The 24,208-nt window shown below is 63.9% G+C and carries 17 protein-coding genes; 5 read left to right on the top strand and 12 right to left on the bottom strand.

Annotated elements, in window-relative coordinates; translation table 11 throughout:
* Nucleotides 1–201 precede the first annotated feature (201 nt).
* From NLY33_RS23795 to hutI, 8 genes are all read right to left on the bottom strand, one after another.
* Nucleotides 202–954, bottom strand: coding sequence for a heme ABC transporter permease (locus NLY33_RS23795; protein WP_023672896.1), 753 nt, complete (start codon nt 952–954; stop codon nt 202–204).
* Nucleotides 955–1,124: 170 nt separating this feature from the next.
* Complete coding sequence (locus NLY33_RS23800) at nt 1,125–2,897, bottom strand: glucan ABC transporter ATP-binding protein/ permease (RefSeq protein WP_023672897.1); 1,773 nt, start codon at nt 2,895–2,897, stop codon at nt 1,125–1,127.
* Nucleotides 2,898–3,240: 343 nt separating this feature from the next.
* Nucleotides 3,241–11,820, bottom strand: a complete 8,580-nt coding sequence (locus NLY33_RS23805) for a glycoside hydrolase family 94 protein (protein ID WP_023705780.1) — start codon at nt 11,818–11,820, stop codon at nt 3,241–3,243.
* A 314-nt stretch (nt 11,821–12,134) separates the two neighbouring features.
* Nucleotides 12,135–12,710 (bottom strand): HutD/Ves family protein, encoded by a 576-nt coding sequence (locus NLY33_RS23810; RefSeq protein ID WP_023705778.1) that lies wholly within the window; start codon nt 12,708–12,710, stop codon nt 12,135–12,137.
* Nucleotides 12,711–12,723: 13 nt separating this feature from the next.
* On the bottom strand, nt 12,724–14,394 hold the full coding sequence (gene hutU / locus NLY33_RS23815) for a urocanate hydratase (RefSeq protein WP_023705777.1): 1,671 nt from the start codon (nt 14,392–14,394) through the stop codon (nt 12,724–12,726).
* Nucleotides 14,395–14,422: 28 nt separating this feature from the next.
* A complete protein-coding gene (hutG, locus tag NLY33_RS23820; protein WP_023705776.1) occupies nt 14,423–15,235 on the bottom strand; it encodes an N-formylglutamate deformylase in 813 nt (270 codons plus the stop codon).
* Between the two features lies 1 nt (nt 15,236).
* The gene (gene hutH / locus NLY33_RS23825; RefSeq protein ID WP_023705775.1) at nt 15,237–16,775 is read right to left on the bottom strand and encodes a histidine ammonia-lyase; all 1,539 of its coding nucleotides are present in this window, start codon (nt 16,773–16,775) and stop codon (nt 15,237–15,239) included.
* Nucleotides 16,772–18,007, bottom strand: a complete 1,236-nt coding sequence (gene hutI / locus NLY33_RS23830; protein WP_023682916.1) for an imidazolonepropionase — start codon at nt 18,005–18,007, stop codon at nt 16,772–16,774. Before hutI ends, hutH begins: the two co-directional genes overlap by 4 nt.
* A gap of 88 nt (nt 18,008–18,095) precedes the next feature.
* Here hutI and NLY33_RS23835 point away from each other — a divergent pair, with 88 nt between their 5' ends.
* The gene (locus NLY33_RS23835) at nt 18,096–19,448 is read left to right on the top strand and encodes a formimidoylglutamate deiminase (protein ID WP_023682917.1); all 1,353 of its coding nucleotides are present in this window, start codon (nt 18,096–18,098) and stop codon (nt 19,446–19,448) included.
* Nucleotides 19,445–20,182, top strand: coding sequence for a histidine utilization transcriptional repressor HutC (hutC, locus tag NLY33_RS23840; protein WP_023682918.1), 738 nt, complete (start codon nt 19,445–19,447; stop codon nt 20,180–20,182). Before NLY33_RS23835 ends, hutC begins: the two co-directional genes overlap by 4 nt.
* A gap of 122 nt (nt 20,183–20,304) precedes the next feature.
* Here hutC and NLY33_RS23845 read toward each other — a convergent pair whose 3' ends face one another.
* The gene (locus NLY33_RS23845) at nt 20,305–20,649 is read right to left on the bottom strand and encodes a RidA family protein (RefSeq protein WP_023682919.1); all 345 of its coding nucleotides are present in this window, start codon (nt 20,647–20,649) and stop codon (nt 20,305–20,307) included.
* 207 nt (nt 20,650–20,856) lie between these two features.
* Between NLY33_RS23845 and NLY33_RS23850 the strand changes: the two genes are divergently transcribed.
* The gene (locus tag NLY33_RS23850) at nt 20,857–21,195 is read left to right on the top strand and encodes a protein tyrosine phosphatase family protein (protein ID WP_023672907.1); all 339 of its coding nucleotides are present in this window, start codon (nt 20,857–20,859) and stop codon (nt 21,193–21,195) included.
* Nucleotides 21,196–21,419: 224 nt separating this feature from the next.
* Here NLY33_RS23850 and NLY33_RS23855 read toward each other — a convergent pair whose 3' ends face one another.
* Nucleotides 21,420–21,887, bottom strand: a complete 468-nt coding sequence (locus NLY33_RS23855) for an Lrp/AsnC family transcriptional regulator (protein WP_023705774.1) — start codon at nt 21,885–21,887, stop codon at nt 21,420–21,422.
* Between the two features lie 139 nt (nt 21,888–22,026).
* Between NLY33_RS23855 and hppD the strand changes: the two genes are divergently transcribed.
* Nucleotides 22,027–23,142: a 4-hydroxyphenylpyruvate dioxygenase gene (gene hppD / locus NLY33_RS23860; protein WP_023708774.1), complete on the top strand. Its 1,116-nt coding sequence runs from the start codon at nt 22,027–22,029 to the stop codon at nt 23,140–23,142.
* A 3-nt stretch (nt 23,143–23,145) separates the two neighbouring features.
* A complete protein-coding gene (locus NLY33_RS23865; protein ID WP_084565901.1) occupies nt 23,146–23,346 on the top strand; it encodes a type II toxin-antitoxin system prevent-host-death family antitoxin in 201 nt (66 codons plus the stop codon).
* A 25-nt stretch (nt 23,347–23,371) separates the two neighbouring features.
* On the opposite strand, the gene NLY33_RS23870 is transcribed toward NLY33_RS23865, so the two are convergent.
* Nucleotides 23,372–23,908 carry a DinB family protein gene (locus NLY33_RS23870; protein ID WP_023694414.1) on the bottom strand — a complete coding sequence of 179 codons (537 nt, stop codon included), beginning with the start codon at nt 23,906–23,908 and terminating at the stop codon, nt 23,372–23,374.
* Nucleotides 23,905–24,201: a hypothetical protein gene (locus NLY33_RS23875; protein WP_023705773.1), complete on the bottom strand. Its 297-nt coding sequence runs from the start codon at nt 24,199–24,201 to the stop codon at nt 23,905–23,907. Before NLY33_RS23875 ends, NLY33_RS23870 begins: the two co-directional genes overlap by 4 nt.
* Between the last annotated feature and the right edge of the window lie 7 nt (nt 24,202–24,208).

The following is a 24,208-nucleotide window of genomic DNA, read 5'->3' on the forward strand; positions in this document are numbered from 1 at the left end:
CGTCGAATCCCCTCGCAACAACTAGTGACTAATATCACTCTTGCTTGGCGGCCGAGCTGTCAAGAACGCAAACGAGATCAAGGAGCAAAGCGAGGTCGGGAACGATCTTTTGAGAATTCTTGTTGCCGCACCGCAACATAGCAGCACATGCTAATGTTTCTGGCGGCAGGCGCATGGCTGTCCCTTCCGTTTGAAATCGCGCTAGTCGGCCTGCCTTGCCGCCACCCTGCGCATGGAGATCACCCGCCGGCGGCGGATCTCGGTGCGCATCACCGTCAGGTGCAGCGCGAAGAACAGCACGGTGAAGCCGAGCGCCATCACCAGCAGCGGCCATAGCAGGCTGGGATCGATCGTCGGTCCGCCGAGCCGGAACACCGAGGCCGGCTGGTGCAGCGTGTTCCACCAGTCGACCGAGAATTTGATGATCGGGATGTTGATGAAGCCGACCAGCGTGATGATGGCGGCGGCCCAGGCGGCACGGCTGGCGTCATCCAGCGCGCGCGTCAGCGCGATGATGCCGAGATACATCAGGAAGAGGATGAAGACTGAGGTCAGGCGGGCATCCCACACCCACCAGGTGCCCCACATCGGCTTGCCCCAGATGGAGCCGGTGACCAGCGCAAGCGCGGTGAAGGTGGCGCCGATCGGGGCTGCAGATTTCAGCGCGACGTCGGCCAGCGGATGGCGCCAGACCAGCGTACCGAGCGCGGCGACCGCCATCACCGTGTAGCACATCATGGCGAGCCAGGCGAAAGGCACGTGGATGTACATGATGCGCACCGTGATGCCCTGCTGGAAATCCTCAGGCGCGGCAAAGCTCATATAGAGACCGATGGCTAGCAGGATCGCGGCGATCGACGCCAGCCACGGCACCAGCCTGTCGGCCAGCCCGACAAAGCGCGTCGGGTTGGCGAGGTCGGTCCAGCCGGCGAGGCGTGAGGAGGTGTCGCTCATAAGGTCTAGATAGACCGGCGGCGCGTTCGGGGCAATCGAGCGGTTGTCGCAGTGCTTACCCTCTCCCTTGTGGGGAGGTCGCTGCAAAGCAGCGGGGTGGGGGTGGTGGGGCACTACCTCCACCCGGACCCTACGGGTCCGACCTCCCCACATGGGGGAGGTAAAAAAGCCTACGCCGCTTCGATATTCACCGTGCGGCTGAGACGGCGGACTTCCTCGTCGTTGAGCAGGCCGCCGGCGCGCAACAGGCTGGCGAAACGGCCATTGCGCAGCGACAGTTCGGCGAAGCCGCCCATCTCGACCACCTTGCCCTTGTCCATGAACACGACCAGGTCGGCGTCGCGAACGGTGGTCAGGCGGTGGGCGATGATGAAGGTGGTGCGGTTGCGCCTCAGTTCGTCGATGGCTTCCTTGACGCGGTCCTCGGTCTCGACGTCGAGCGCGCTCGTCGCCTCGTCGAGCACCAGGATCGGTGCGTCCTTGAGCACGGCGCGGGCAATGGCGATGCGCTGACGCTCGCCGCCCGAAAGCTGGCCGCCGCGCTCGCCAACGACGGTGTCGTAACCGGCGCTCTTGGCAAGGATGAAATCCTGCGCGGCAGCCGCGTTGGCGGCGGCGTGAACCTCGTCATAAGTCGCCTCGGCACGACCGACGCGGATGTTGTCCTCGATCGAGCGGTTGAGCAGGCCGGCATCCTGGAAGACGGTGGCGATCGAATGACGCAGCGACTTGCGGGTCACCGTGCGGGTGTCGATGCCGTCGATCAGGATACGGCCATGAGACGGCGAGAAGACGCGCTGCAAGAGGTTGATCAGCGTCGTCTTGCCGGCGCCGGTCGGGCCGACGATGGCAACCGTCTGCCCGGCCTGGACCTCGAAGGAGACGTCGTCGACGCCCTGCCGCGAATTGGCAAACTCGAAGCCGACATTCTCGAAGCGGACATGGCCGGTGACGTTGGTGAGGTCGCGCAAGCCGTCCGGCTCGGCGGAGTCGGCGGCCGAATCCTCGAGGTGATAGAAGTCCTCGAGCTTGGCGCGGGCTTCGGAAATCTGGTTGGCGAAAGCCGACATCTGGTCGAGGCGGGCAATCAGCAGCGTGGCAAAGCCGGTGAAGGCGATGACGTCGCCGATCTTGAGCTGGCCATGGGTGACCAGATAGGCGCCGATCAAAAGCACAACCATCATCGAAATGGTCGACGACAGGCGGTGCAGCGCATTGGCCATCGCCCACCAGTCGAGCACCGGGTTCTGCGCGTCGAGCAGGTTCTTGACATAGCGGCGCAGCGTATCGGCCTCGTGGCCGAGACGGTTGTAGCTCTGCAGCACGGCGACATTGCTGACCGAGTCGGTCACATGCGCGAACACCTGATGGTAGTGGCGCTCGACCGCGGCCTGGCCCGCCTTGGTGCGCTTCATCACAAGCCGGCCGATGCCGACATAGAGAACGCCCAGCGCCATCAGCACCAGCGACATGCGAAGATCCATGCTTATAGCGGTCGGAATCAGCAGAGCCAGCGCAACCGCCGTCGACAGATGCTGGCGCATGAATTCAAGCCACAGGCTGAACAGCGTCTCGACGGCGCGCAGCAGCGTGTGCAGCGCGTTGGAGGTGCCGCGCTGGTGGTGCCAGGCGAGCGGCATGGTGATCACGCGCTCGAACGACTGGCACAGCACCTCGCTGCGACGCTTGTGGGCAAAACGGTCGGCGCCGCGCGCCACCAGCACGAAGGCGACGATGTTAAAGGCGCCGAGACCGGCCCACAGCGCGAGCGTCGAAAACACCGAACCCTTATCGGAGATGGCGTCGATCACCCGGCCGAACATGATCGGCTCGAGGATGGCGATAATGGCGAGCGCGACATTCGCACCGCAGATAAACGCAACGCGCTTCCTGTCGGCTGCGAGATAACCCAGCGCTCTCCAGTAGATTTGCAGAAGTGACACTTCAGCTACTCCGCCCAAAACATTATTGTGCACCGCACCATTTCTTGACACGTACCGGTTAACGGGTCGCAAAACAATGCCCGTCTACCTCTTCCGTTCCCATTCTGCGAACAAAAGATGACGACGTTGCGAAATCTGCCGTGATCACCTAACGGTTTGAGATAAAAGGTGAAATGTCAGTCTTGCGGCAAAATCATGGCAGCAGCTGGCGCTGCCACATTTTTAGTCACTGCACGCTTGGACCGCCGTTATCGGGAAGGCACGCCGTTCTGCGCCAGGAGCATGCCGAAGTAGAAAACGCGCGCCTCGAAAGGCGCGCGTCAATAACCTGAAGCCTTTGATTTTACGCGGGTATCTTGACGACCACCTCGGTCTTGTCGCCGGCTTTCGGCTGAAAACCGGAAGACTTTGTCTTGGTTCCATTGACTTCGAGCGAGATGGATTTGGCCTTTTTGTCGCGGATGACGCGAACCTTGATCTCCGACCCCAGCATCTTCAGCGTGGCAGAATAGCCGTCCCAATGGCTGGGCAGTTTCGGCCGGAACGTGATCTGCTTGCCCCGCCGCTCAATGCCCAGAATTCCTTCGACCGCAGCACGGTAGAGCCATCCCGCTGAGCCCGTATACCAGGTCCAGCCGCCGCGACCGCCCTTGCCCTCACCGGAATAGATGTCGGCGGCGACGACGTACGGCTCGACGCGGTAATGCTCGGCCGATGCATCGTCGAGCGCATGGTTGACCGGGTTCAGCATCGAGAAGCAGCGATAGGCATCGTCGGTGCGGCCCATTTCGGCGAGCGCGATGACAAACCAGGTCGCCGCATGGGTGTACTGGCCGCCGTTCTCGCGCACGCCCGGCGGATAACTCTTGATGTAACCAGGGTCCTTTCTCGTGTTCTGGAAGGCCGGGGTAAACAGTTTGACGATCTTGAGCTTGTCGTCGACCAGCAGGTTCGTCGCCTGCTGCATCGCCGTGGTCGAGCGCGCGGGGTCGCCCTCGCCGGAGAGCACGCTCCACGACTGCGCGATGGAGTCGATCTTGCACTCGTCCGAATTATGCGAGCCAAGCGGCGTGCCGTCGTCGTAGCTGCCGCGGCGATACCACTGGCCGTCCCAGGCGGTGCTTTCCAGCGCCCGCTTCAGCACATCGGCGTGTTTTGTCCAGGCCTGCGCCCGCTTGGTGTCGCCCTGCCCCTTGGCCACGGTGGTAAAGTCGCCCAGCGTCTTCAAAAGGAACCAGCCGAGCCAGACACTCTCCCCCTTGCCGGCTTCGCCGACGCGGTTCATGCCGTCGTTCCAGTCGCCGCCGAGGATCAGCGGCAGCCCGGCCGGGCTGCTGCGCTTGACCGCAAGGTCGAGCGCACGCGCGCAATGGTCGTAGAGCGACGCGTTCGTCTTGGAGATTTCCGGCGTGAAGAAGGCGTCGTGCTCGCCCTCGCCCAGCACCTGCCCGTCGATGAAAGGCAGCTGCTCCTTCAGGATCCCTGTATCGCCGGTCACCTCGATGTAGCGATTGGTGGCATGCGCCAGCCAGACCACATCGTCGGAGATCATGGTGCGCACGCCTGCGTCGGTGCGCGGCAACCACCAATGCTGGACGTCGCCTTCGGGGAACTGCCGGCGCGCCGCATTGAGGATCTGGTCGCGCGCCAGTTTCGGATCATGCGCAAGCAGGGCCAGCGTGTCCTGCAGCTGGTCGCGGAAGCCGAAGGCGCCGCTTGCCTGATAAAAGGCCGAGCGGGCGCGGATGCGGCAGGCCAGGCTCTGATAGGGCAGCCAGTGATTGACCATGGCGTCGAGCGCCTTGTCGGGCGTCTCGACCTGGATGGTGTCGAGGAAGCCGCGCCAGACGCGTTCATTATCGGCCAGCCGCTGGTCGAAATCCTTGCCCGAATGGGTCTGCACCAACGCGCTCGCTTCGGCTGATGTAGCGGCGTCGCCAAGCAGCCAGACCAGCGTGACGTCGCCGCCGGCAGGGATGTCGATGTCGCTGGCGACAGCTGCGCACGGATCGTCGCCGGCCTCGACGCGGCCCGACAGGCCGGCGCCGCTGACGACAGTGTGCGGGAAGGCGCTGGTGCCCTGCCTGCCGATGAACTCGCCACGATCGGCTGTCACCGAATGCACCGGACCGGTGGCGGCCAGGAAGGCCACCCGGTCGCCGAAATCGAGACCGTAGGGGTTTTGCGCCAGAAGCGCGCCGGTCGCTGGATCCCTGGACGGGATGATGGTCGCAGCCGTGCTCGAGCGATGGCTGCCGAGAACCCATTCGGCATAGGCATAGATGCGCAGCCGCGCCGGCGCCGAGCCCGAGTTCTGGATGCGCAGCCGCGTGATCTTCACTGGATCGACGGGATCGACGACGTGCGTCAGATCCATCGACAGCGGGCCGCGTTTGGATCGGAAGGTCGAGAAGCCCTGGCCGTGCCATGTCTCATAGGTCATCGAGGGATCGCGGACCACGGCAGCCAGCGGCGAGAATGCCTTGCCGCTGGCCTGATCGTAGATGTAGATGCCCTCGCCCGGCCGGTTGGTGACCGGATCGTTCGACCATGGCGTCAGTTGGTAATCGCGGCTGTTGCGGCTCCAGGTGAAGGCAGCGCCTTCGGCCGAGACATGGAATCCGAACGAGGCGTTCGAGACGACGTTGATCCAGGGCTGCGGAGTCGTGCGCCGGCCGGTGAGACGCGTGACATAGTGACGGCCATCGCCTTCGAAACCGCCGAAGCCGTTCCACTGGCTGAGGCCGCTGCCGTCGGCGCTGCTGTCGGACGCGGCATGGTATGCAGGCGCCGCCGGCACCGGCAGAGACGGCTCGCGCAGTGACGCGGGGGCCGCCGGCTGCAGGCCATCGCGTGCTTGCAAGGCTGCCGCCTCGGCGCGTTCGATCTGGTCGAAGATGGTGCCGTTGCGCGTGTGCAGAACCACGCGGGCAACCGCCAGCAGCGTCTTGTACGTCGCCTCGTCCATCAGGTCGCGGCGCACGGCGAAGATGTGCTGGCGCGGCCCGAGTTCCTTGCCGCGCAGGCGGCTGTTTTCGCACAGCGTTTCGACCGCGCGCTGCAGGTCCTGGACATAGGACGATGCCTGCTCGTTGACGACCACGAAGTCGATCATCATGCCGCGGGCGCGCATATACTCCTGGAAGCGCAGCGCCTGGGCGACAATTTCGAGGTCGGCCACGTCGCCGATGCGGACCAGGAAGATCGGGAAATCGCCCGAAATGCTGGTCGGCCACAGGCTGGACTGCTTGCCCAGCCCCGAAGCGATGGATTCGCCGGGCAGGCGCAGGAACGGATCGGGATAGATCAGGAAGCGCGCCAGCTTCTGCACGTTGGCGGCGTCGGTCAGGCTGAGACCAAGATGGCGGGTCTGCACCTGCGAACGCGTCCAGGCAAGCATCGCCTGGCGAGCAAAACTTTCGGGATGGTCGAGCCTGGCGATGGCCTCGTCCAGTTCGGCGCGGTTGGCGCCGACGGCGGTCCAGAAGGTCAGCGATATCTTCTTGTTGGCCGGCACCCGCACCTGGCGGCGCAGGGCCGCTACCGGATCGAGGGTGAAGCCGTGGTGACCGCCAAGCTTGGCGCCGGGATCGAAGGCCGCCGCTTCCGCGATGGTACGGCCACGGCCGATGAAGGCACGGCGGTCGGTTTCGGCCTCGGCATCGCGCGCCGACCCGGACGGATCGGTGACGAAATGCACCATGGTGACGTCAGGCTCGTTCTTCTCGCGCTTGCGCCTGGTGGCAAAGATGGCGCCGTTATTGGCAGCGATCTCGGTCTCGATAAACATTTTCGAGAACGCAGGATGGGCATTGTCGGAGGCTTCGTTGCCCAGCACCAGCTCGGCAAAGGAGGTCACCTCGATATGCCGGTCAGTGGCGCCGTCATTGTAGAGCGTGACGCGCCGTCCCTCGCCATTGCCTTCCGAGATGACGATGCATTCGACCTCCGAACGAAGCGAGCCCACTGTTTTGACGAAGCTCGCCTTGTCGTCGGAAAACAGCGTCTGCACTCTCTCGCCGGTCGCCTGCTTCGGCTCCGCGGTGGCCGACCACCAGTCGCCGCTGCCGGCGTCGCGCAGGAAGATGTAGGAGCCGAGCCGGTCTTCGGTCGGGTCGGGCTGCCAACGGGTGACGGCGAGTTCGCCCCAGCGGCTGTAACCGGAACCGGTGGCCGAGACCATGACGGAGTAGCGGCCATTGGACATGACGCTGGTGGCGCGCAACGCCCTCAGCGGGTCGAGGACGATGCGCGAATCCGGGCTCTCGACCTCGGTCTCGTCCTTCGAGCGCTCGTCGGCTTCGGTCCTGACCGTGGCGGTCGGGATGTCGCGCGGCGCCCTCTCCTGCAGCAGGAGTTCGGCAGACTCGATCACCGGATCGCTGTGGAAGCGGTCGCGCAGCCGGCCCTCGAAGATGGCGTCGGCAACGGCGGCGATCGACATGCCGGAGTGATGCGCCATGTAGTTCAGGACAACAGCGTGGTCGGTGCCTTCCGGCACGCGCTGCGGCGTGAAGTCGACGGCGTCGTAAAAGCCATGCCGGCCGAGAGCGCCGATGGAGCGCAGCCTGGCCAGATTCTGGACGGATTCGCGCGGTGTGAACTGCGCCGCGAGGATCGTGGCGTAAGGGGCGATCACCGTGTTCTGGCCAAGGCCGCGCTTGAGGCCAAGTCCGGGCACGCCGAAATTGGTATACTGGTAGGTCAGTTCGCGGTCGCGGGCATTGTAGGCCGCTTCCGAAATGCCCCAGGGCACGTTCTTCGAACGCGCGTACTGGATCTGGCGCTTGATGATCAGCTTGCTGGTCTGGTTGAGGATCGACCCCTGCGGCTCCTTCATCACCAGTGGCGGCATCAGATACTCGAACATCGAGCCCGACCAGGACATCAGCGCACCCTGGAAGCCGATCTCGACGATCGGCCTTCCAAGCCGGAACCAATGCTCCGTCGGCAGGTCACCCTTGGCGATGGCGAACAGGCTGGTCAGCCGCGCCTCGGAGGCGAGCAGATCGTAGCAGCTCTCATCGAGCTGGTGCTCCTCGACCCGGTAGCCGATCGAGAGCAGTTTGCGCTCCTGACGCATCAGGAAAGAGAAATCCATCTCGAATGCATAGCGGCGGCAGCGTTCGCGCAGCGCCAGCAGCTTGGCGCGCAAGGCTTCGACGGCGTTTTCGTCGCTGTGCGAGTCATGCACATGCGCCTCGCAGGTCGCTTCCAGCCGTGCCGCCCAGTCGGCGATAATGTCGCTGCGCTGCGATCCGGCCTCGGTGTGGATGGCGGTGGCGAGCTTGCGGATCTCGCCGGCAAGCACGGCCAGGTTAATGGTGCGGATCGAGGCCATCTCCGGCTGCGCCTTGATGGTCATGACGGCGCGCCGCATGCCATCGAGGCGATCGGCCAGACGCTGGCGCAACGGCCGCAGTTGCCGGCGGTCGTCAGGCAATTCCTCGAGGCTCTCGTCGAGGATACTCACCGTGTCGAGGACGCCTTCGAAATCGCCCTGCAGGTGAACGGACGGGGCTTCCGCCCATTCGGCGCAGGCAGCCGCCACCGCGACCAGATGTCCGGCGAGATTGCCGCTGTCGACGGCCGAGATGTAAAGCGGATAGAGCGGCTTGAGCGTCGTGGTGTCGTACCAGTTGAAGAGGTGGCCGCGGTTGCGCGGCATGCTCTCGATGGTCGTCATCGTGGCGTCGATGCGGGTGATGGCGTCGGAGAGCGCAATCCAGCCGAAATCGCGTGCCGACACCACCGACAGCAGGTAGACGCCGATATTGGTCGGCGACGTCCGCGGCGCCACAACCGGCGCCGGGCTTTCCTGGAAATTGTCGGGCGGCAGATTGTGGTGCTCGGCCGTGACGAAGGTTTCGAAATAATGCCAGGTGCGGCGCGCCACGGTGCGCAGCGCGTGGATGTCGGCCTGCGATATGCGCAGGCGGTCCTCGGTCTCGGCCGAGCGGCTGATCCAGCAGGCAACCGCCGGCGAACCGATCCAGAACAGAGCGAAGAAGAAGGCGACGAAGGCACCGGTGGAATCGGCCAGCACGGGGATAGCGAGACCGACGACGCCGATGATCACGGCGCCATACATCATGCTGTAATAGGAGCCGATATCGTTGTCGCCGCCCTTGTGCGCCTGCGACGCGGTGCGCCATTCCAGCAGGTTCTGGCGGCTGACGAACAGGCGGTAGAGCGTGCGCACGATGGCGTCGCCCATCATCCAGGCATTGTGCGCCATCAACAGCACTTTCAGCGCCACAAGGGCCGTGCCGAAGACGGTGTCGTGCGCCAGTGCGGAGAAATGGCCGCGCGGCGTCTGGTCGCCGCTCTTGGGCAGGATGGCGTTGACGACATCGAAGGTCGGCGCCATGAACAGCGACAGGATCAGCAGCGCCTGCCACTGCGCGGCCTGCGTGAAGGGCAGCAGCGTCCAGCCGGCGATCGCCGCCATCACCCAGAAGATCGGGGTCAGCGAGCGGCGCAGATTGTCGACCATCTTCCAGCGCGACAGCGCCGGCACGCCGGAACGCGGCGAGAAGATGAAGCGCAGCAGCTGCCAGTCGCCGCGCGCCCAGCGGTGGTGGCGCGAGGCGTCGACCGAGTAGCGGGTAGGATAGTCCTCGACCAGTTCGACGTCGGTGACAAGTGCTGCGCGCGCCAGCGCACCTTCGAGCAGATCGTGGCTGAGGACGGTGTTTTCCTCGATGCGGCCCTGCAGCGCCGCCTCGAAAGCGTCGACGTGATAAAGGCCCTTGCCGGTGAAGGAGCCGTCGCTGAAGACGTCCTGGTAGAGATCCGAGACGGCAAAGACGTAAGGATCGAGACCGCTGTTGGACGAGAAGACGCGCTGGAAGAAAGAAGCGTCGTCGCCGCTGGTGAGCGAGGCTGTGATGCGCGGCTGCAGAATGGTGTAGCCGGCGGTAACGACGCGCTTTGTCGCGTCAAAATGCGGGCGGTTGAGCGGATGGGCGAGCTTGCCGACCAGTGACGACACGGCGTCGCGCGTGGTGCGCGTGTCGGCGTCGAGCGTCATGACATAGACGACCTTTTCCGGCAGCGGCACGTCGAGCGGCAGGAAGGTGGTGTCGCTGTCGCCGCGCAAGAGAAGGTTCAGCTCATGCAGCTTGCCGCGCTTGCGCTCCCAGCCCATCCAGGCGCCCTGCGCCTGGTTGTAGAGCCGGCGGCGATGCAGGATATAGAAACGCGGCGCGCCTTCCGAGGGATAACGGGCATTGAGCCTGGCGATCTCGTCGCGCGCATATTGCAGGATCTCGATGTCGGCGGCGTCGATCTCGGTCTTGGAATCCGGCCAGTCGGACAGCAGCGCGAAATGGATTTCTTCGGCCGTGTTGGCGAGGTGATGCACCTCGATGTTGCGGATGTTTTCCTCGACATCATCGCGCGAGCCGATCAGCGACGGCACCACGACCAAGGTGCGTGATGCCGCCGGAATGCCGTGCTTGTAGTCATAGCCGACGAGCCGCGTCGGCTTCAGGAACAGTGAAACAACGGTGTTGAAGAAGGCGAGCGCGCCTTCGCTGGCAGGCACCGCAAACAGCGCCAGCATCAGCGTGATGGATTCCACCGACAGGCCGAGATGGGCAAGCGCATTGCCGGAGACAACCAGCAGTAGCACCGTCAGCAGGAAGACCGGCACAACGATGCCGAGCCAGCCCGTGGCGGTGAAGGCGCGCTTGAAGGTCACATGGAAGGGCGGCCGATAGCCGATCGCCTTTTCCAGATCCGGCCGGCGCGGGCCGACCAGGAAGAAGCCGACATCGGTATGCATGGCCGGATCGGCTGATGCATCCGGCACGCCGGAGGCATCGGTGACCCCGGGAACATGGCTGGCCAGCTCGATGGCCTTTTCGGCGACACGGAATTCGGACAGGTCGGAGCGCCGCGCCAGTTGCTCGATCGACGTGCGGTACTGGTCGCGCGAAAAGAAATCGAGCGCGGCGAAATCGGTGCGCTCGCGCAACAGCGTGTCGATGCGGCTGACGCCCTCGAACCACACCGTCCAGTCGACGTCGTTGATGAGGCGCAGGCCGCGGATGATGTTGCCGGTGGTGACATTGCCGCTGGACAGCGTGCGATGCTCGGAAATGATGATTTCCTCGGCGTCGGAGCCGGTTTTCTCGAGCTCGACCTCCAGCCATTCCAGCGCCCTGCCGGCATTCTGCGAGCCGTCGCGCAGGCGGTAGAGCAACTGGGTGGCGAAGGTGGTGTCCTGCGCATGCGCGCCGTAGCCCGACAGGATCTTCCGGCGGTCTGCATTGTCGTCGGTCGCCAGCACGCGGTCGGCGACCTCGTTGGCGATATGGCGCATCTGCCTGGTGCGGTCGACGCGCACGGCGATGCGGCGCAGATTCTCGATCAAAACGAAGCGCAGCAGCGACGGCAGCGCCCACAATTCGCCGATCTTGAGCGGCTCGACCGACTGAAAACCCTCGACGATGGATTTGAACATGGTCGCCGAAACCGAACTGTCGGAATGGGCGACATAGCTCCAGGCCAGGGCCAGCGCGCGCGGCACCGCGGCGCGGTTGGCCACTTCCAGGGTCGGCAACTGCCGGTAGAAACGGCGCGGCAGGTCGCGCTTCACCTGAAAAATGGTCTCCTCGACGAGATAATTGTTGTCGAGCAGCCATTGCGCGGCAGGCGTGATGGTTTCGCCCTTGGCCTGGGCGGCATTGGTCGAGCGGTAGACTTCGAGGATTTTCTTGGCGCTGTCGCGGATGCGGGCCTGGAAATCGAACTGCGTCAGGCCGAACAGGTCCTTGATGTCGCCCTTGGCGAGGCTTTCGCCCAGCGCGCGCAGCCGCTCTTCGGGCAGGAAATTGGAGCGTATCGGCTCTTCGGTGATGACCGGGAAGCCGGCGCTGGACTTTTCGATATGGGCAGGATTTGTCTGGATATTCATTGAAAATTCCGCATGGGGGACGCGATGCGGCGCCACCGCCACGGCAATGTCCCTAAAACCGATTCAAATGCAATTGGTTGCATGATTACACTGGCCGAAAGTTTTTGCTTCGCACCACGCCAGAGGCGTTATCCCTTCGACATTTTAAGTGGGGCTTTCGACAACTCAAGGACGAGCACCCCTGCCCTCCCGTCCGCCTTGGAACGACGGAAGGATTCGGGCTTTTTCGTGATCCAGACAACAGCTTACGCCAGATTTCTCCGGCGTGCGATCATGTTTGGCAACAGGCGTTAATCGTTGTGCTGGCGGTGCGGCTAGCCCAGGCTGGCTATCCGGATGACGAACACGGTCGTCGGCCGCACCGGTTCAATCCGTAGTTTCGCCTGCGGACCGGGCAACAGCGTGTCGAGGGGTCCAAGGCGAGACGATGTCGCGCCGGTCACGCCGACCTCGCCGTCGAACGGCAGGATCAGGGTCATAGCGCTGGTCGGCCGGATATCGGTCGGAGCCGAAACCATCAGACGCTGGACCGAGTGCGTGGCCCGCGCGCGGCGGGTCATGACATTGAGGTCGGTGATCGGACCGGAGATCAGCGCGGCCGTGGTCGGCACATCGGCCGGGAAGGACAGCGGGGCGGAAGCCGCCGTCACTTCGGCCGGCCGCCGGCCAGCAATGTCGAGGACGATGCCCTCGCCTTCCAGCACGGCAAGCGTGCGGTCGACGCCGGCAAAGCCCGAGAACGGCCCGCTATCCTCGACTCGCGCCATCGAAACGCGCCAGTCGAAATCGTCCAGCCCGGCGCCGTCCGGCGAGACGGCGATCTCGGTGGTCGTGCCGCCGCCATTCTTCCACGGCATGACGCGGTAGTCGGCGGCCCGTAGGATGCGCATCATTTTAAGCCAATCAGCCTAAAATACCGGGCAGATTGAGCTGGTGCTCCTTCGCGCACTCGATGGCGATGTCGTAGCCGGCATCGGCGTGGCGCATGACGCCTGTCGCCGGATCGTTCCACAACACGCGCTGCAGGCGCCTTGCGGCGTCCGGCGTGCCGTCGGCGACGATGACCATGCCGGCATGCTGCGAGAAGCCCATGCCGACGCCACCGCCATGATGCAGCGACACCCAGGTTGCGCCCGACGCGGTGTTGAGCAACGCATTGAGCAGCGGCCAGTCGGAGACGGCGTCGGAGCCGTCCTTCATCGCTTCCGTCTCGCGGTTGGGCGAAGCCACCGAGCCGGAATCGAGGTGGTCGCGGCCGATGACGACGGGCGCCTTGAGTTCGCCCCTGGCCACCATCTCGTTGAAGGCGAGCCCCAGCCTGTGGCGGTCGCCGAGGCCGACCCAGCAGATGCGCGCCGGCAGGCCCTGAAAGGCGATGCGCTCACGTGCCATGTCCAGCCAGTTGTGCAGATGGGTGTTGCCGGGGGTGAGTTCGCGCACCTTGGCGTCCGTCTTGTAGATATCCTCGGGATCGCCCGAAAGAGCAGCCCAGCGGAACGGGCCGATGCCACGGCAGAACAGCGGCCTTATATAGGCCGGCACGAAACCGGGGAAAGCAAAGGCGTTCTCGAAGCCTTCGTCCTTGGCGACCTGGCGGATGTTGTTGCCATAGTCGAGCGTCGGCACGCCGGCATTCCAGAACGCGACCATCGCCTCGACATGCTCGCGCATTGAGGCGCGGGCGGCCTTCTCGACAGCCTTGGGATCGGAGACGCGCTTCTCGCGCCACTCAGCCATCGTCCAGCCCTTGGGCAGATAGCCGTTGATCGGGTCATGCGCCGAGGTCTGGTCGGTGACCATGTCGGGGCGGATGCCCCGCTTGAACATTTCCGGCACGATGTCGGCCGCATTGCCGAGCAGGCCGACCGACTTCGCCTCGCCGGCCTTGGTCCAGCGCTCGATCATTTCCATCGCTTCGTCGAGCGTCTCGGCCTTCTCGTCGACATAGCGGGTGCGCAGCCGGAAATCGATCGAGTCCGGATTGCATTCGATGGCGAGGCAGCAGGCGCCGGCCATGACGGCGGCAAGCGGCTGGGCGCCGCCCATGCCGCCGAGGCCGCCGGTCAGGATCCATTTGCCCGTAAGGTTGCCATTGTAGTGCTGGCGGCCGGCCTCGACGAAGGTCTCGTAGGTGCCCTGCACGATGCCTTGCGTGCCGATATAGATCCAGGAGCCGGCCGTCATCTGGCCGTACATCATCAGGCCTTTTTTATCGAGCTCGTTGAATTTGTCCCAGGTCGCCCAATGCGGCACGATGTTGGAGTTGGCGATCAGCACGCGCGGCGCATCGGTGTGCGTCCGGAAGACGCCGACCGGCTTGCCGGACTGGACCAGCAGCGTCTCGTCTTCATTGAGGGTCTTCAACGAGGCGACGATGCTGTCGAAATCGTTCCAGGTGCGCGCGGCCCGGCCGATGCCGCCATAGACGACGAGCTCATTGGGGTTTTCGGCGACATCGGGATCGAGGTTGTTCATCAGCATGCGCAGCGGCGCTTCGGTCGTCCAGTATTTGGCGTTGAGCTTGTCGCCGCGGGGCGCGCGCACTTCGCGGATGTTGTGGCGAGGATTGTTCATCATTGTCCCTTTGGAGTAAGGCGGCGTCTCAGCGCCCGGCCCAGTCAATGGCGGATTGGAGGATTTTCGTCAGTGTGGCGCGCATCGGCGCGGCGAACTCGGCATCATAAGGCACCGGCCAATTGTCCGGTTCGCCCTTGCCCTCGGGCTCGCGCAAATAGCCGCGATCGGCAAGTTCCATCTGCAGCGCATGGTAGCCGCCTTGCGGATTGCCGAAATAGCGGGTGATCCAGCCGCCCTTGAAACGACCGTTGATGACATTGCTTTCACCGCTCTCGGCCATGATCTGACCAACCAGCGCCTGCAGCGTAGGATCCGCGGTCTGGCCGTCATTGGTGCCGAGATTGAATACCGGCAGCGTGCCGTAGAACAGGCGCGGCAGCACCGACCGGATCGAGTGGCAATCGTAAATGACGACCTTCTCATGCAGGCCGCGCAGCCTGACGGCCTGGGCCGCCAGCATTTCATGGTAAGGCACGAAATACGCTATGCGGCGCTGGTCTATCTCCGACGGCGTCGGTTCCGCGCCGGGCAGATACAGCGGATCGCCGTCGAAGGTCTCGGTCGGGCATAGCGTCGTTGTCGTCTGCCCGGGATAGAGCGAGGCGCCGGAAGGATCGCGGTTGACGTCGATAACGGTGCGCGAGATCGACGTATGCACAATCGTCGCGCCAAGGCCGGCGGCGAAATCGTAGAGCTTGTCGATCCACCAGTCGCAATCGCGGCGGCCGAGCCAGGGCGAGACCAGCCGATTGTCGATGCCGGCGAGATCGATACCCGTGTGCGGGATCGACACCAACAGGGGTGCCGTGCCTTCGGTCACTGTCAGCCAGTCGGTCATGTCAGACTCCCGAGATCGAAGGCAATGTCACCGCGCTCGCAGCCTTGATGGCAGCGCCGCTGCGCACCATAGCGATGGCTTTTTCCATGTCAGGGTGGAAATGCCGGTCATTGTCGAGATGCGGCACCTCGGCACGGACCAGCTTGCGAACAGCTTCCAGAGCTGCACTCGACGCCAGCGGCGCATGGAAATCGCAGCCCTGCGCGGCGGCCAAGAGTTCGATGCCGATGACGGCCGTGGCGTTTTCGATCATGCCGATCAGCCGGCGCGCGCCATGTGCGGCCATCGAGACGTGGTCTTCCTGGTTGGCCGAGGTCGGGATGGAATCGACACTTGCCGGATAGGCCTTCTGCTTGTTCTCAGAGACGAGCGCCGCCGCCGTCACCTGCGGGATCATGAAGCCGGAGTTCAGGCCGGGCTTCGGCGTCAGGAAGGCCGGCATGCCGGACAGCGCGGGGTCTACCAGCATGGCGATGCGGCGCTCCGACAGCGAGCCGATCTCGCAGACGGCAAGCGCGATCATGTCGGCAGCGAAAGCCACCGGCTCGGCGTGGAAATTGCCGCCTGAAAGCGCAGTATCGTCCTCGGCGAAGATCAGCGGATTGTCGGTGACGCCATTGGCCTCGGTGCCGAGCGTATCGGCGGCCTGGCGCAGCACGCTGAGCGCCGCACCCATCACCTGCGGCTGGCAGCGCAGGCAGTACGGATCCTGCACGCGCTCATCGCCGACGCGGTGCGATTCACGGATAGCGCTGCCGGCCATCAGATTGCGCAGCGCTGCCGCCGTCTCGATCTGGCCCGGGTGTTTTCTGAGGAGATGGATGCGCGGATCGAAGGGTGCATCGGAGCCCTTGGCAGCGTCGGTCGACAGCGCCCCGGCGACCAGCGCCGACTGATACAGCACTTCGGCTTCGAACAGAGCGGCCAGCGCGTAGGCGGTGGAAAACTGCGTCCCGTTGAGCAGCGCCAGACCTTCCTTGGCGCCAAGCGTCACCGGCTCCAGGCCGTGCGAGACGAAAGCGACCTTGGCCGGGAAGCGGCCATGCGGTGTAATGCATTCGCCAACGCCGATCATCACCGCAGTCATGTGCGACAGCGGCGCGAGATCTCCGGAGGCGCCGACCGAGCCCTGCGCCGGCACGACGGGGATGACGTCGTTGGCCAGCATCGCTTCCAGCAATTCGATGGTTTGCGGCCGCACGCCCGACGCACCCTGCGCCAGGCTGGCGAGCTTCAGCGCCATCATCAACCGAACCACAGCGACCGGCATCGGCTCGCCGACGCCGGCGGCATGCGACAAAACGATGTTGCGTTGCAGGGTCTCTAGATCCTCGGCCGGAATGCGGACGCTGGCCAGTTTGCCGAAGCCGGTGTTGATGCCATAGACCGGCTCACCCTTGGCGACGATGCGGGCGACAGCCTCGGCGCTGGCCTTGATTTTTGGCCGGCAGGAGGCGTCGAGCTTCGGCATGGCGCCACGATAGATAGCGCGCCAGTCGGCCAGCGTCGCATTGCCGGGCTTCAGGTTAAGTTCGGTCATTGTCCTCTCCAGATGCGGGCATGGAGCGGGTTGAAGCCCATGCGGTAGACGAGTTCGGCCGGACGCTCGATGTCCCAGATCGCCAGGTCGGCGGATTTTCCTGCCTCAAGCGTGCCGGTCTTGCCAAGCAGCCCAAGCGCGCGGGCAGCCTCGCGAGTGGTGCCGGCCAGGCATTCCTCGACGGTCAGGCCGAAAAGCGTCGCCGCCATGTTCATGGTCAGCAACAGCGAGGTCAGCGGCGACGTCCCGGGATTGTTGTCGGTGGCGACCGCCATCTTGACGCCGTGCTGGCGGAACAGGCCGACCGGCGGCTTCCTGGTTTCGCGGATGAAATAGTAGGCGCCGGGCAGAATGGTCGCCACGGTGCCGGCCTTGGCCATCGCTGCGGCGCCGGCCTCGTCGGTGTATTCGAGATGGTCGGCCGACAGCGCGCCATAGCGGGCGGCGAGTTCGGCGCCATGCAAATTGGACAGCTGGTCGGCATGGAGTTTGACCGGCAGGCCAAGCGCCTTAGCCTTGTCGAAGACGCGGGCAATCTGTTCCGGCGAAAAGGCAATGCCCTCGCAAAAGCCGTCTACGGCGTCAGCCAGGCCCTCGGCGGCGATTGCGGGCAGGATCGTGTTGGCGACGAGATCGACAAAAGCGTCCTTGTCGCCTTTTGCTTCCGGCGGCAGCGCATGCGCGCCGAGGAAGGTGGTGCGGACCGTGACCGGGCGTTGCTTGTCCAGCTGCCGCGCGGCGCGAAGCGACTTCTGTTCATTTTCGAGATCGAGCCCGTAACCCGACTTTACCTCTACCGTGGTGACACCCTCGGCCATCAGCGCATCGAGGCGTGGCAGCGTCTGCGCAACCAGTGCGTCTTCGCTCGCGGCACGCAGGGATTTGACCGAGGAGACGATGCCGCCGCCGGCACGGGCGACTTCTTCATAGGTGGCGCCGGCCAGCCGCATCTCGAACTCGTTGGCACGGTTGCCGGCATGGATGAGATGGGTGTGGCAGTCGATCAGGCCGGGCGTGATCCAGCGGCCTTCGCAATCGGTAGTCTCGCCGCCCTGAGCCAACGCTGACGGCATGTCGGCTTCCGGACCGGCATAGACGATGACGCCGTCACGGGCGACGATCGCGCCCTTTTCGACGATGCCAACTCCGGCAACGCCTTCGGCCATGGTCGCCAGGCGTGCATCGCGCCAAAGCTGAAGGCCCCCTGCCCGGCTTTTGTCTTGTGCCGCCATCATCTTTTTCCGTTGCTTGGATGGCGATTATGTATATACATATTGAAACGCGCTGCAAGTGCATTGTTGATGGAATGCGGAGAAAAACGTGACGGCGATCTTTGCGGAACAGGCGCTGCTGGCCGATGGCTGGCATGACAAGGTGCGGATCTCGCTGAGCGGCGGTCAGATCGCGAAGGTGGAGCCAGGTTCTTCGCCGCGGAGCGGTGACGAACGCCACGCCATTCTGGTGCCCGGCATGCCGAACCTGCACAGCCACGCCTTCCAGCGCGGCATGGCCGGGCTTGCCGAACTGCGCGGTCCCTCCGCCGACAGCTTCTGGAGCTGGCGCGAGGTGATGTACCGCTTTGCGCTGTCGATGACGCCGGACCAGGTCGAGGCGGTCGCCGCCCAGCTTTATGTCGAAATGCTGGAGGCCGGATTCTCGCGCGTCGGCGAATTTCATTATCTCCACCACGATCGCGACGGAAAACCCTATGCCAACCTTGCCGAGATGGCCGAACGTATTGCCGCGGCCGCCGGCGAAACCGGGATCGGCCTGACGCTGCTGCCGGTGTTTTATGCCCATTCCTCCTTCAGCGGCGCTGCGCCCAACGAAGGCCAGCGGCGATTCATCAACGATGTGAATCGGTTCGAACGCTTGCTTGAGAAAAGCCGCGAATCGGTTCGTGCGTTGAATCAGGCTGTCGTTGGCGTCGCCCCGCACAGCCTGCGCGCCGCGACGCCGGAGGAACTCAGCGCTGTTGCCGCCATTGCGCCGGACGGACCGATCCACATCCACGTCGCCGAGCAGGTGAAGGAGGTCGAGGATTGCCTGGCGTGGTCGGGTGCGCGACCGGTCGAATGGCTGCTCGCCAATGCCGGGATCGACAAGCGTTGGTCCCTGATCCACGCCACCCACATGACCGAGGCTGAGACAACCGGCATGGCCAGAAGCGGCGCCATTGCCGGGCTTTGCCCGATCACCGAGGCCAATCTCGGCGACGGCACCTTTTCAGCACCTCTGTTCATCGAACATGGCGGCCGCTTCGGCGTCGGCTCGGATTCCAACGTGCTGATCGGCCTGCCGGATGAATTGCGCCAGCTCGAATATTCGCAGCGCCTCGCACACCGCGCCCGCAATGTGCTGGCGGTGGCCGGCGGCTCGACCGGGCGGGCTCTGTTCGACGCCGCCCTCGATGGCGGCAGCACCGCACTCGGCACCGGCCCGTCGCGGATCGCCGCCGGCGCCGCGGCTGATTTCGTCTCCCTCGACGAAAACCATCCTTCGCTGGCCGGAAAAAGTGGCGATGCGATCCTCGACGCCTGGATCTTTGCCAATGGCGGCAAGGTCGATTGCGTCTGGGTGCACGGAAAAAAACAAGTCAGCGGCGGCCGGCATGTAGCGCGTGAGACGATCGCCGAGCGCTTTCGTCAGGTGATGACAGCGCTTTCGGCATGAGCATTTCAGAGACAGCGGTGGTAGAAGGCGGCTCGCTGCACCAGCGCATCCTGTCCGACATCAGCGAGAAAATAATGTCCGGCGCCTGGGCGCCGGGCCACCGCATCCCGTTCGAGCACGAGCTGACGGCGCAGTATCATTGCTCGCGCATGACGGTGAACAAGGCGCTGTCGCAACTGGCCAAGGCCGGGCTGATCGAGCGCCGCCGCCGTTCGGGCAGTTTCGTGCGCCAGCCGCAATCGCAGGCCGCGGTGCTGGAAATCCACGACATCAGGATCGAGGTCGAGGCGCTTGGGCTGGCCTATCGCTACGAGCGCGTGGCGCGGCAGAAAAGGCGCAGCAGCGCCGAGGATCGCGCCTTGCTGGAATTGGGAGCGGCTGGACAGGTGCTGGCGCTGGAATGCCGGCATTTCGCCGGCAAGCGGCCGTTCGCGCACGAACAGCGGCTGATCAATCTCGCCGCCGTCGCGGAAGCCGCCGAGGAGGAGTTTCTCGACATCGCCCCCGGCCCTTGGCTGATCGGCCGCGTGCCATGGAGCGAGGCAGAGCACCGTATCCGCGCGGTGGCGGCCGACAGGCATATTGCCGAAGCGCTCGACATCGCAACCGGCGCGCCCTGCCTGGTGGTCGAGCGCCGGACCTGGAGCGCCGAGCACCCAGTGACGCAGGTGAGGTTCACCTACGCCGCGGAGAGCCACACGCTGGTGGCGCGGTTCAGGCCTTCGCAGGGGTAGCTCCTTTACCCTCCCCCTTGTGGGGAGGGTCGCTGCGAAGCAGCGGGGTGGGGGTCGGCGCCAAGCCCCCCACCCGGACCTTCGGTCCGACCTCCCCACAAGGGGAGGTAGAAGGCTGCACTTTAAATCGCCGCCGTAACAATAATCTCGACCACATATTCCGGCCCTGCAAGCTTGGCCTCGCCCGTGGCGCGGGCGGGCGTGTTGCCTTGCGGGACCCACTTGTCCCATTCCTTGTTCATCTCGGCGAAGGTGCCCATATCGGCCAGCCAGATGATCGCCTGCAGGATCTTGGTCTTGTCGGTGCCGGCCTTGGCCAGCAGTTCGTCGATAGATGCGAGGATCGACCTGGTCTGTTCGCCAACGCTGGCGCCGGGCGTTCCGACCTGGCCGGCGAGATAGACGGTGTTGCCGTGGATGACGATCTGGCTCATGCGCGGGCCAACATCGATGCGACGAATGCTCATGGGATGGTTCCTTCGTTTGTCGGTGCGCCTGTTTAGAGTCGCTGCCGCCTCCGGGCAAGGCCAACAGCGCGAAACCTCTTGAGCCTGGGTTGGATCTTGGGCCGCAAATGTCTATCTGCGCCGAGGTATTTCTTTCCGGCGCGGATTGCCGACCTCGTGTGAGAGTGGCAAGACTTCGCGCCAAACCAGGTTGAGAGGATGAGAGCCATGGAATATCGAGAAATCAGCGAGGACTATTCGGTCTCGGGCCAGATCCAGCCCGAAGATGCCGCCGCCATCAAGGAAGCCGGTTTCAAGAGCGTGATCTGCAACCGGCCGGATGACGAGCAGCCCGACCAGCCTTCGGCCGACAGCGTCAAGGCGGCGGTCGAAGCCGCGGGGCTGGCCTTCCGCTACATCCCGGTAATCAGCGGCCAGATCACAGCCGAGAATGTCGAAGATCAGGCCGAAGCGCTCGACGCGCTCGAAGGCCCGGTGTTTGCTTATTGCCGCTCGGGCGCGCGCTGCACCAATCTCTACGGGCTGATTCAGCAGTCCAAGGGGTGAGCATCTGAGGCGCTGGCGATCCCTCACACCCCCCTCTGTCCTGCCGGACATCATCTCCCCCGCAAGGGGGGAGATCGGATGTCGCCTTCGCTTTTCGCCAATCGCCGACGTTGCAGGATGAGCGCTATCGACAAAGCTGCTGATCTCCCTCCTTGCGGGGGAGATGGCCGGCAGGCCAGAGGGGGGTGCTGTCCCGCCGACGTATCAACTGAAACTCTCTCAAACTAGATCGGCAGCGCGCCGGTTTCCTTCAACGTCTCCAGCACGATCGCCGTCTTTACATGCTGTACCGATTCATGCGGCAGGAGCACGCCGTTGACGAACTCCGACAATGATTTGAGATCGGGTGTCACCACTTTCAGGATGTAATCCATCTCGCCGGTCAACGCGTGCGCCTCCTGCACCTCGGGCAGCCGGGCCAGCAGTTCGCCAAAGCGCCTGGCATTGTCGCGGTTATGGGTGGCGAGCGTCACCGAGATGACGTTGACCAGCGAGAAGCCGAGCTTGTCGCGGTCGAGCACGGCGCGATAGCCCTTGATGTAGCCGTCTTCCTCCAGCCGCTGGCGGCGGCGTGAGCATTGCGATGCCGACAGGTTCACGCGCTGCGAGAGATCGTTGTTGGTGAGCCGCGCGTCGCCCTGCAAGAGAGCCATTATCTTGCGGTCAAATTGATCGATGCGCGCTTCATTCATCGATTCATCTCCAATCATGCATGAATTACGCACGAGATGATCATTTCAAGCGTTTGAATGCAAGCACCGTGCGGTCACTTCGCACTATCATGCGTCATCTCGTGGTCCGATGCGGCCACCATCCGTTTGGAGGAATGCCATGGGTCCCTTCCCGCACGACGCCCCGCCCGCAAAGATCAGCAAGGAAAACCCCGCCGGCACCGACGGTTTCGAGTTCGTCGAGTTCGCGCATGCGGAGCCGCAGAAGCTAGCAGAACTGTTCACCCGCATGGGCTATGTCGCGGTGGCCAAGCACCGCACGAAGGACATCACCGTCTGGCGCCAGGGCGATATCAACTATGTCGTCAATGCCGAACCGGGCTCGCATGCGATGAAGTTCGTCGACAAACACGGCCCTTGCGCCGCCTCGATGGCCTGGCGTGTTGTCGATGCCAAGCACGCATTCGAGCATGCGGTATCGAAAGGCGCCACGCCCTACGACGGCAACGACAAGGCGCTCGACGTGCCGGCCATTGTCGGCATTGGCGGCTCGCTGCTCTATTTCATCGAAGCCTATGGCAAGAAGGGCTCGGCCTATGATGCCGAGTTCGAGTGGCTGGGCGAACGCGACCCGCGGCCGCAAGGCGTCGGCTTCTATTTCCTCGACCACCTCACCCACAATGTCTATCGCGGCCAGATGGACAAATGGTGGGACTTTTATCGCGAGCTGTTCGGCTTCAAGCAGATCCATTTCTTCGACATCGACGGCAAGATCACCGGCCTCGTCAGCCGCGCCATCACCTCGCCCTGCGGCAAGATCCGTATCCCGCTGAACGAGTCCAAGGACGACACCAGCCAGATCGCCGAGTATCTGAAGAAGTACAATGGCGAAGGCATCCAGCATATCGCTGTCGGCACCGACGACATCTACGCCGCCACCGACAAGCTTGCCGACAACGGGCTGAAGTTCATGCCCGGTCCGCCGGAGACCTACTACGACATGTCGTACAACAGGGTGAACGGGCATGACGAGCCGATCGAGCGGATGAAGAAGCACGGCATCCTGATCGACGGCGAAGGCGTGGTCGACGGCGGCATGACCAAGATCCTGCTGCAGATATTCTCCAAACCCGTGATCGGCCCGATCTTCTTCGAATTCATCCAGAGGAAGGGCGACGAAGGTTTTGGCGAAGGCAATTTCCGCGCGCTGTTCGAGTCGATCGAGCAGGACCAGATCAAGCGCGGCGTGATCAAGGTCGATGGCAAGGCGGCGTGAACCGTGAACGTCTCCATAACCGAAGCAAAGGCCAAACTAACGGAACTCGTCGGCCGCGCGGAGGCCGGCGAGGAGATAGTCATCACTCGTCACGGCAAGATCGCGGCGCGGCTCGTGCCACAAGTTCGAGAAGACTTGTTGTCGCGCATAGGTGCCCTGAAGGGCAAGATTTGGATTTCTGACGATTTCGACACTCGGCCCTGAATGGAACGAGTACACCAGATAAAGGTCAGAGGCCCAACCGCTCGACCTCTTCTTTCCTCACCTTCAAATCATAATCGAGCAAAAACTCGTCCAGCTGCGGCGGCGCGACCGAGCTGCCCGAGAGCATCGCGTGAACCTGGCCGCGATGGTGGATGTCGTGCAGGAAGACATGGGCGAGAATGTCGCCGATCTTTTCGGGGATCATGCCGTCCTCGCGCCGGTCGGTGATGACCTGACGGTCGAGATCCGCCTCCGACAGCTTCTCGCAAAAGGCGATTAGGCGTCGATCTGCTGCGACCTGGGCGGCAAACAGCGCCTGCGGCACATCGAACGGCACGTAGTCGTCATAAGCGGCCGCACCGACGCCGCCTTCTTCGAGAAAATCGAGATAGAGATGATCGACCGCGAGGATGTGGTTGAGCGTCGCCTTGATCGACGGGAAGAAGCTTGTGCGCTCGGCTTCGAATTCGCCGGGCTTTAGCTGCAGCACGGCGCGATAGAGCCGGTCGTTCGACCAGAGATTGTTGCCGGCCATGCGGCTGAAATGCTCGAGCAGGGTCACGCGTTCATTCGTCTGATCAGGCCAATGCCAGCCGCCATCACCGCGAAGCCGGCGACAACGATCAGCAGCAGCCGGTTCATGCGCCGCCGCATCGCCTGCGTCTCCTCGTCCCGCGCCACATTGGTGTTGGTGATGGTGTGGAACATCATCGCCTTGCGCGGGTAGCCGCTGCGGTTGGTCAGATCGGGCGAGCGCGCCTCGATGCGGTAGCTCAGCCGGATCGCCTGGATGAAGACCATCAGAATGGCCAACGCCCAGACGCCGGCCAGCAGGTAGAACGCCTCGCCCGTCATTGCATTG

The sequence above is a fragment of the Mesorhizobium sp. C432A genome, from assembly GCF_030323145.1.
Taxonomy (GTDB): Bacteria; Pseudomonadota; Alphaproteobacteria; order Rhizobiales; family Rhizobiaceae; genus Mesorhizobium.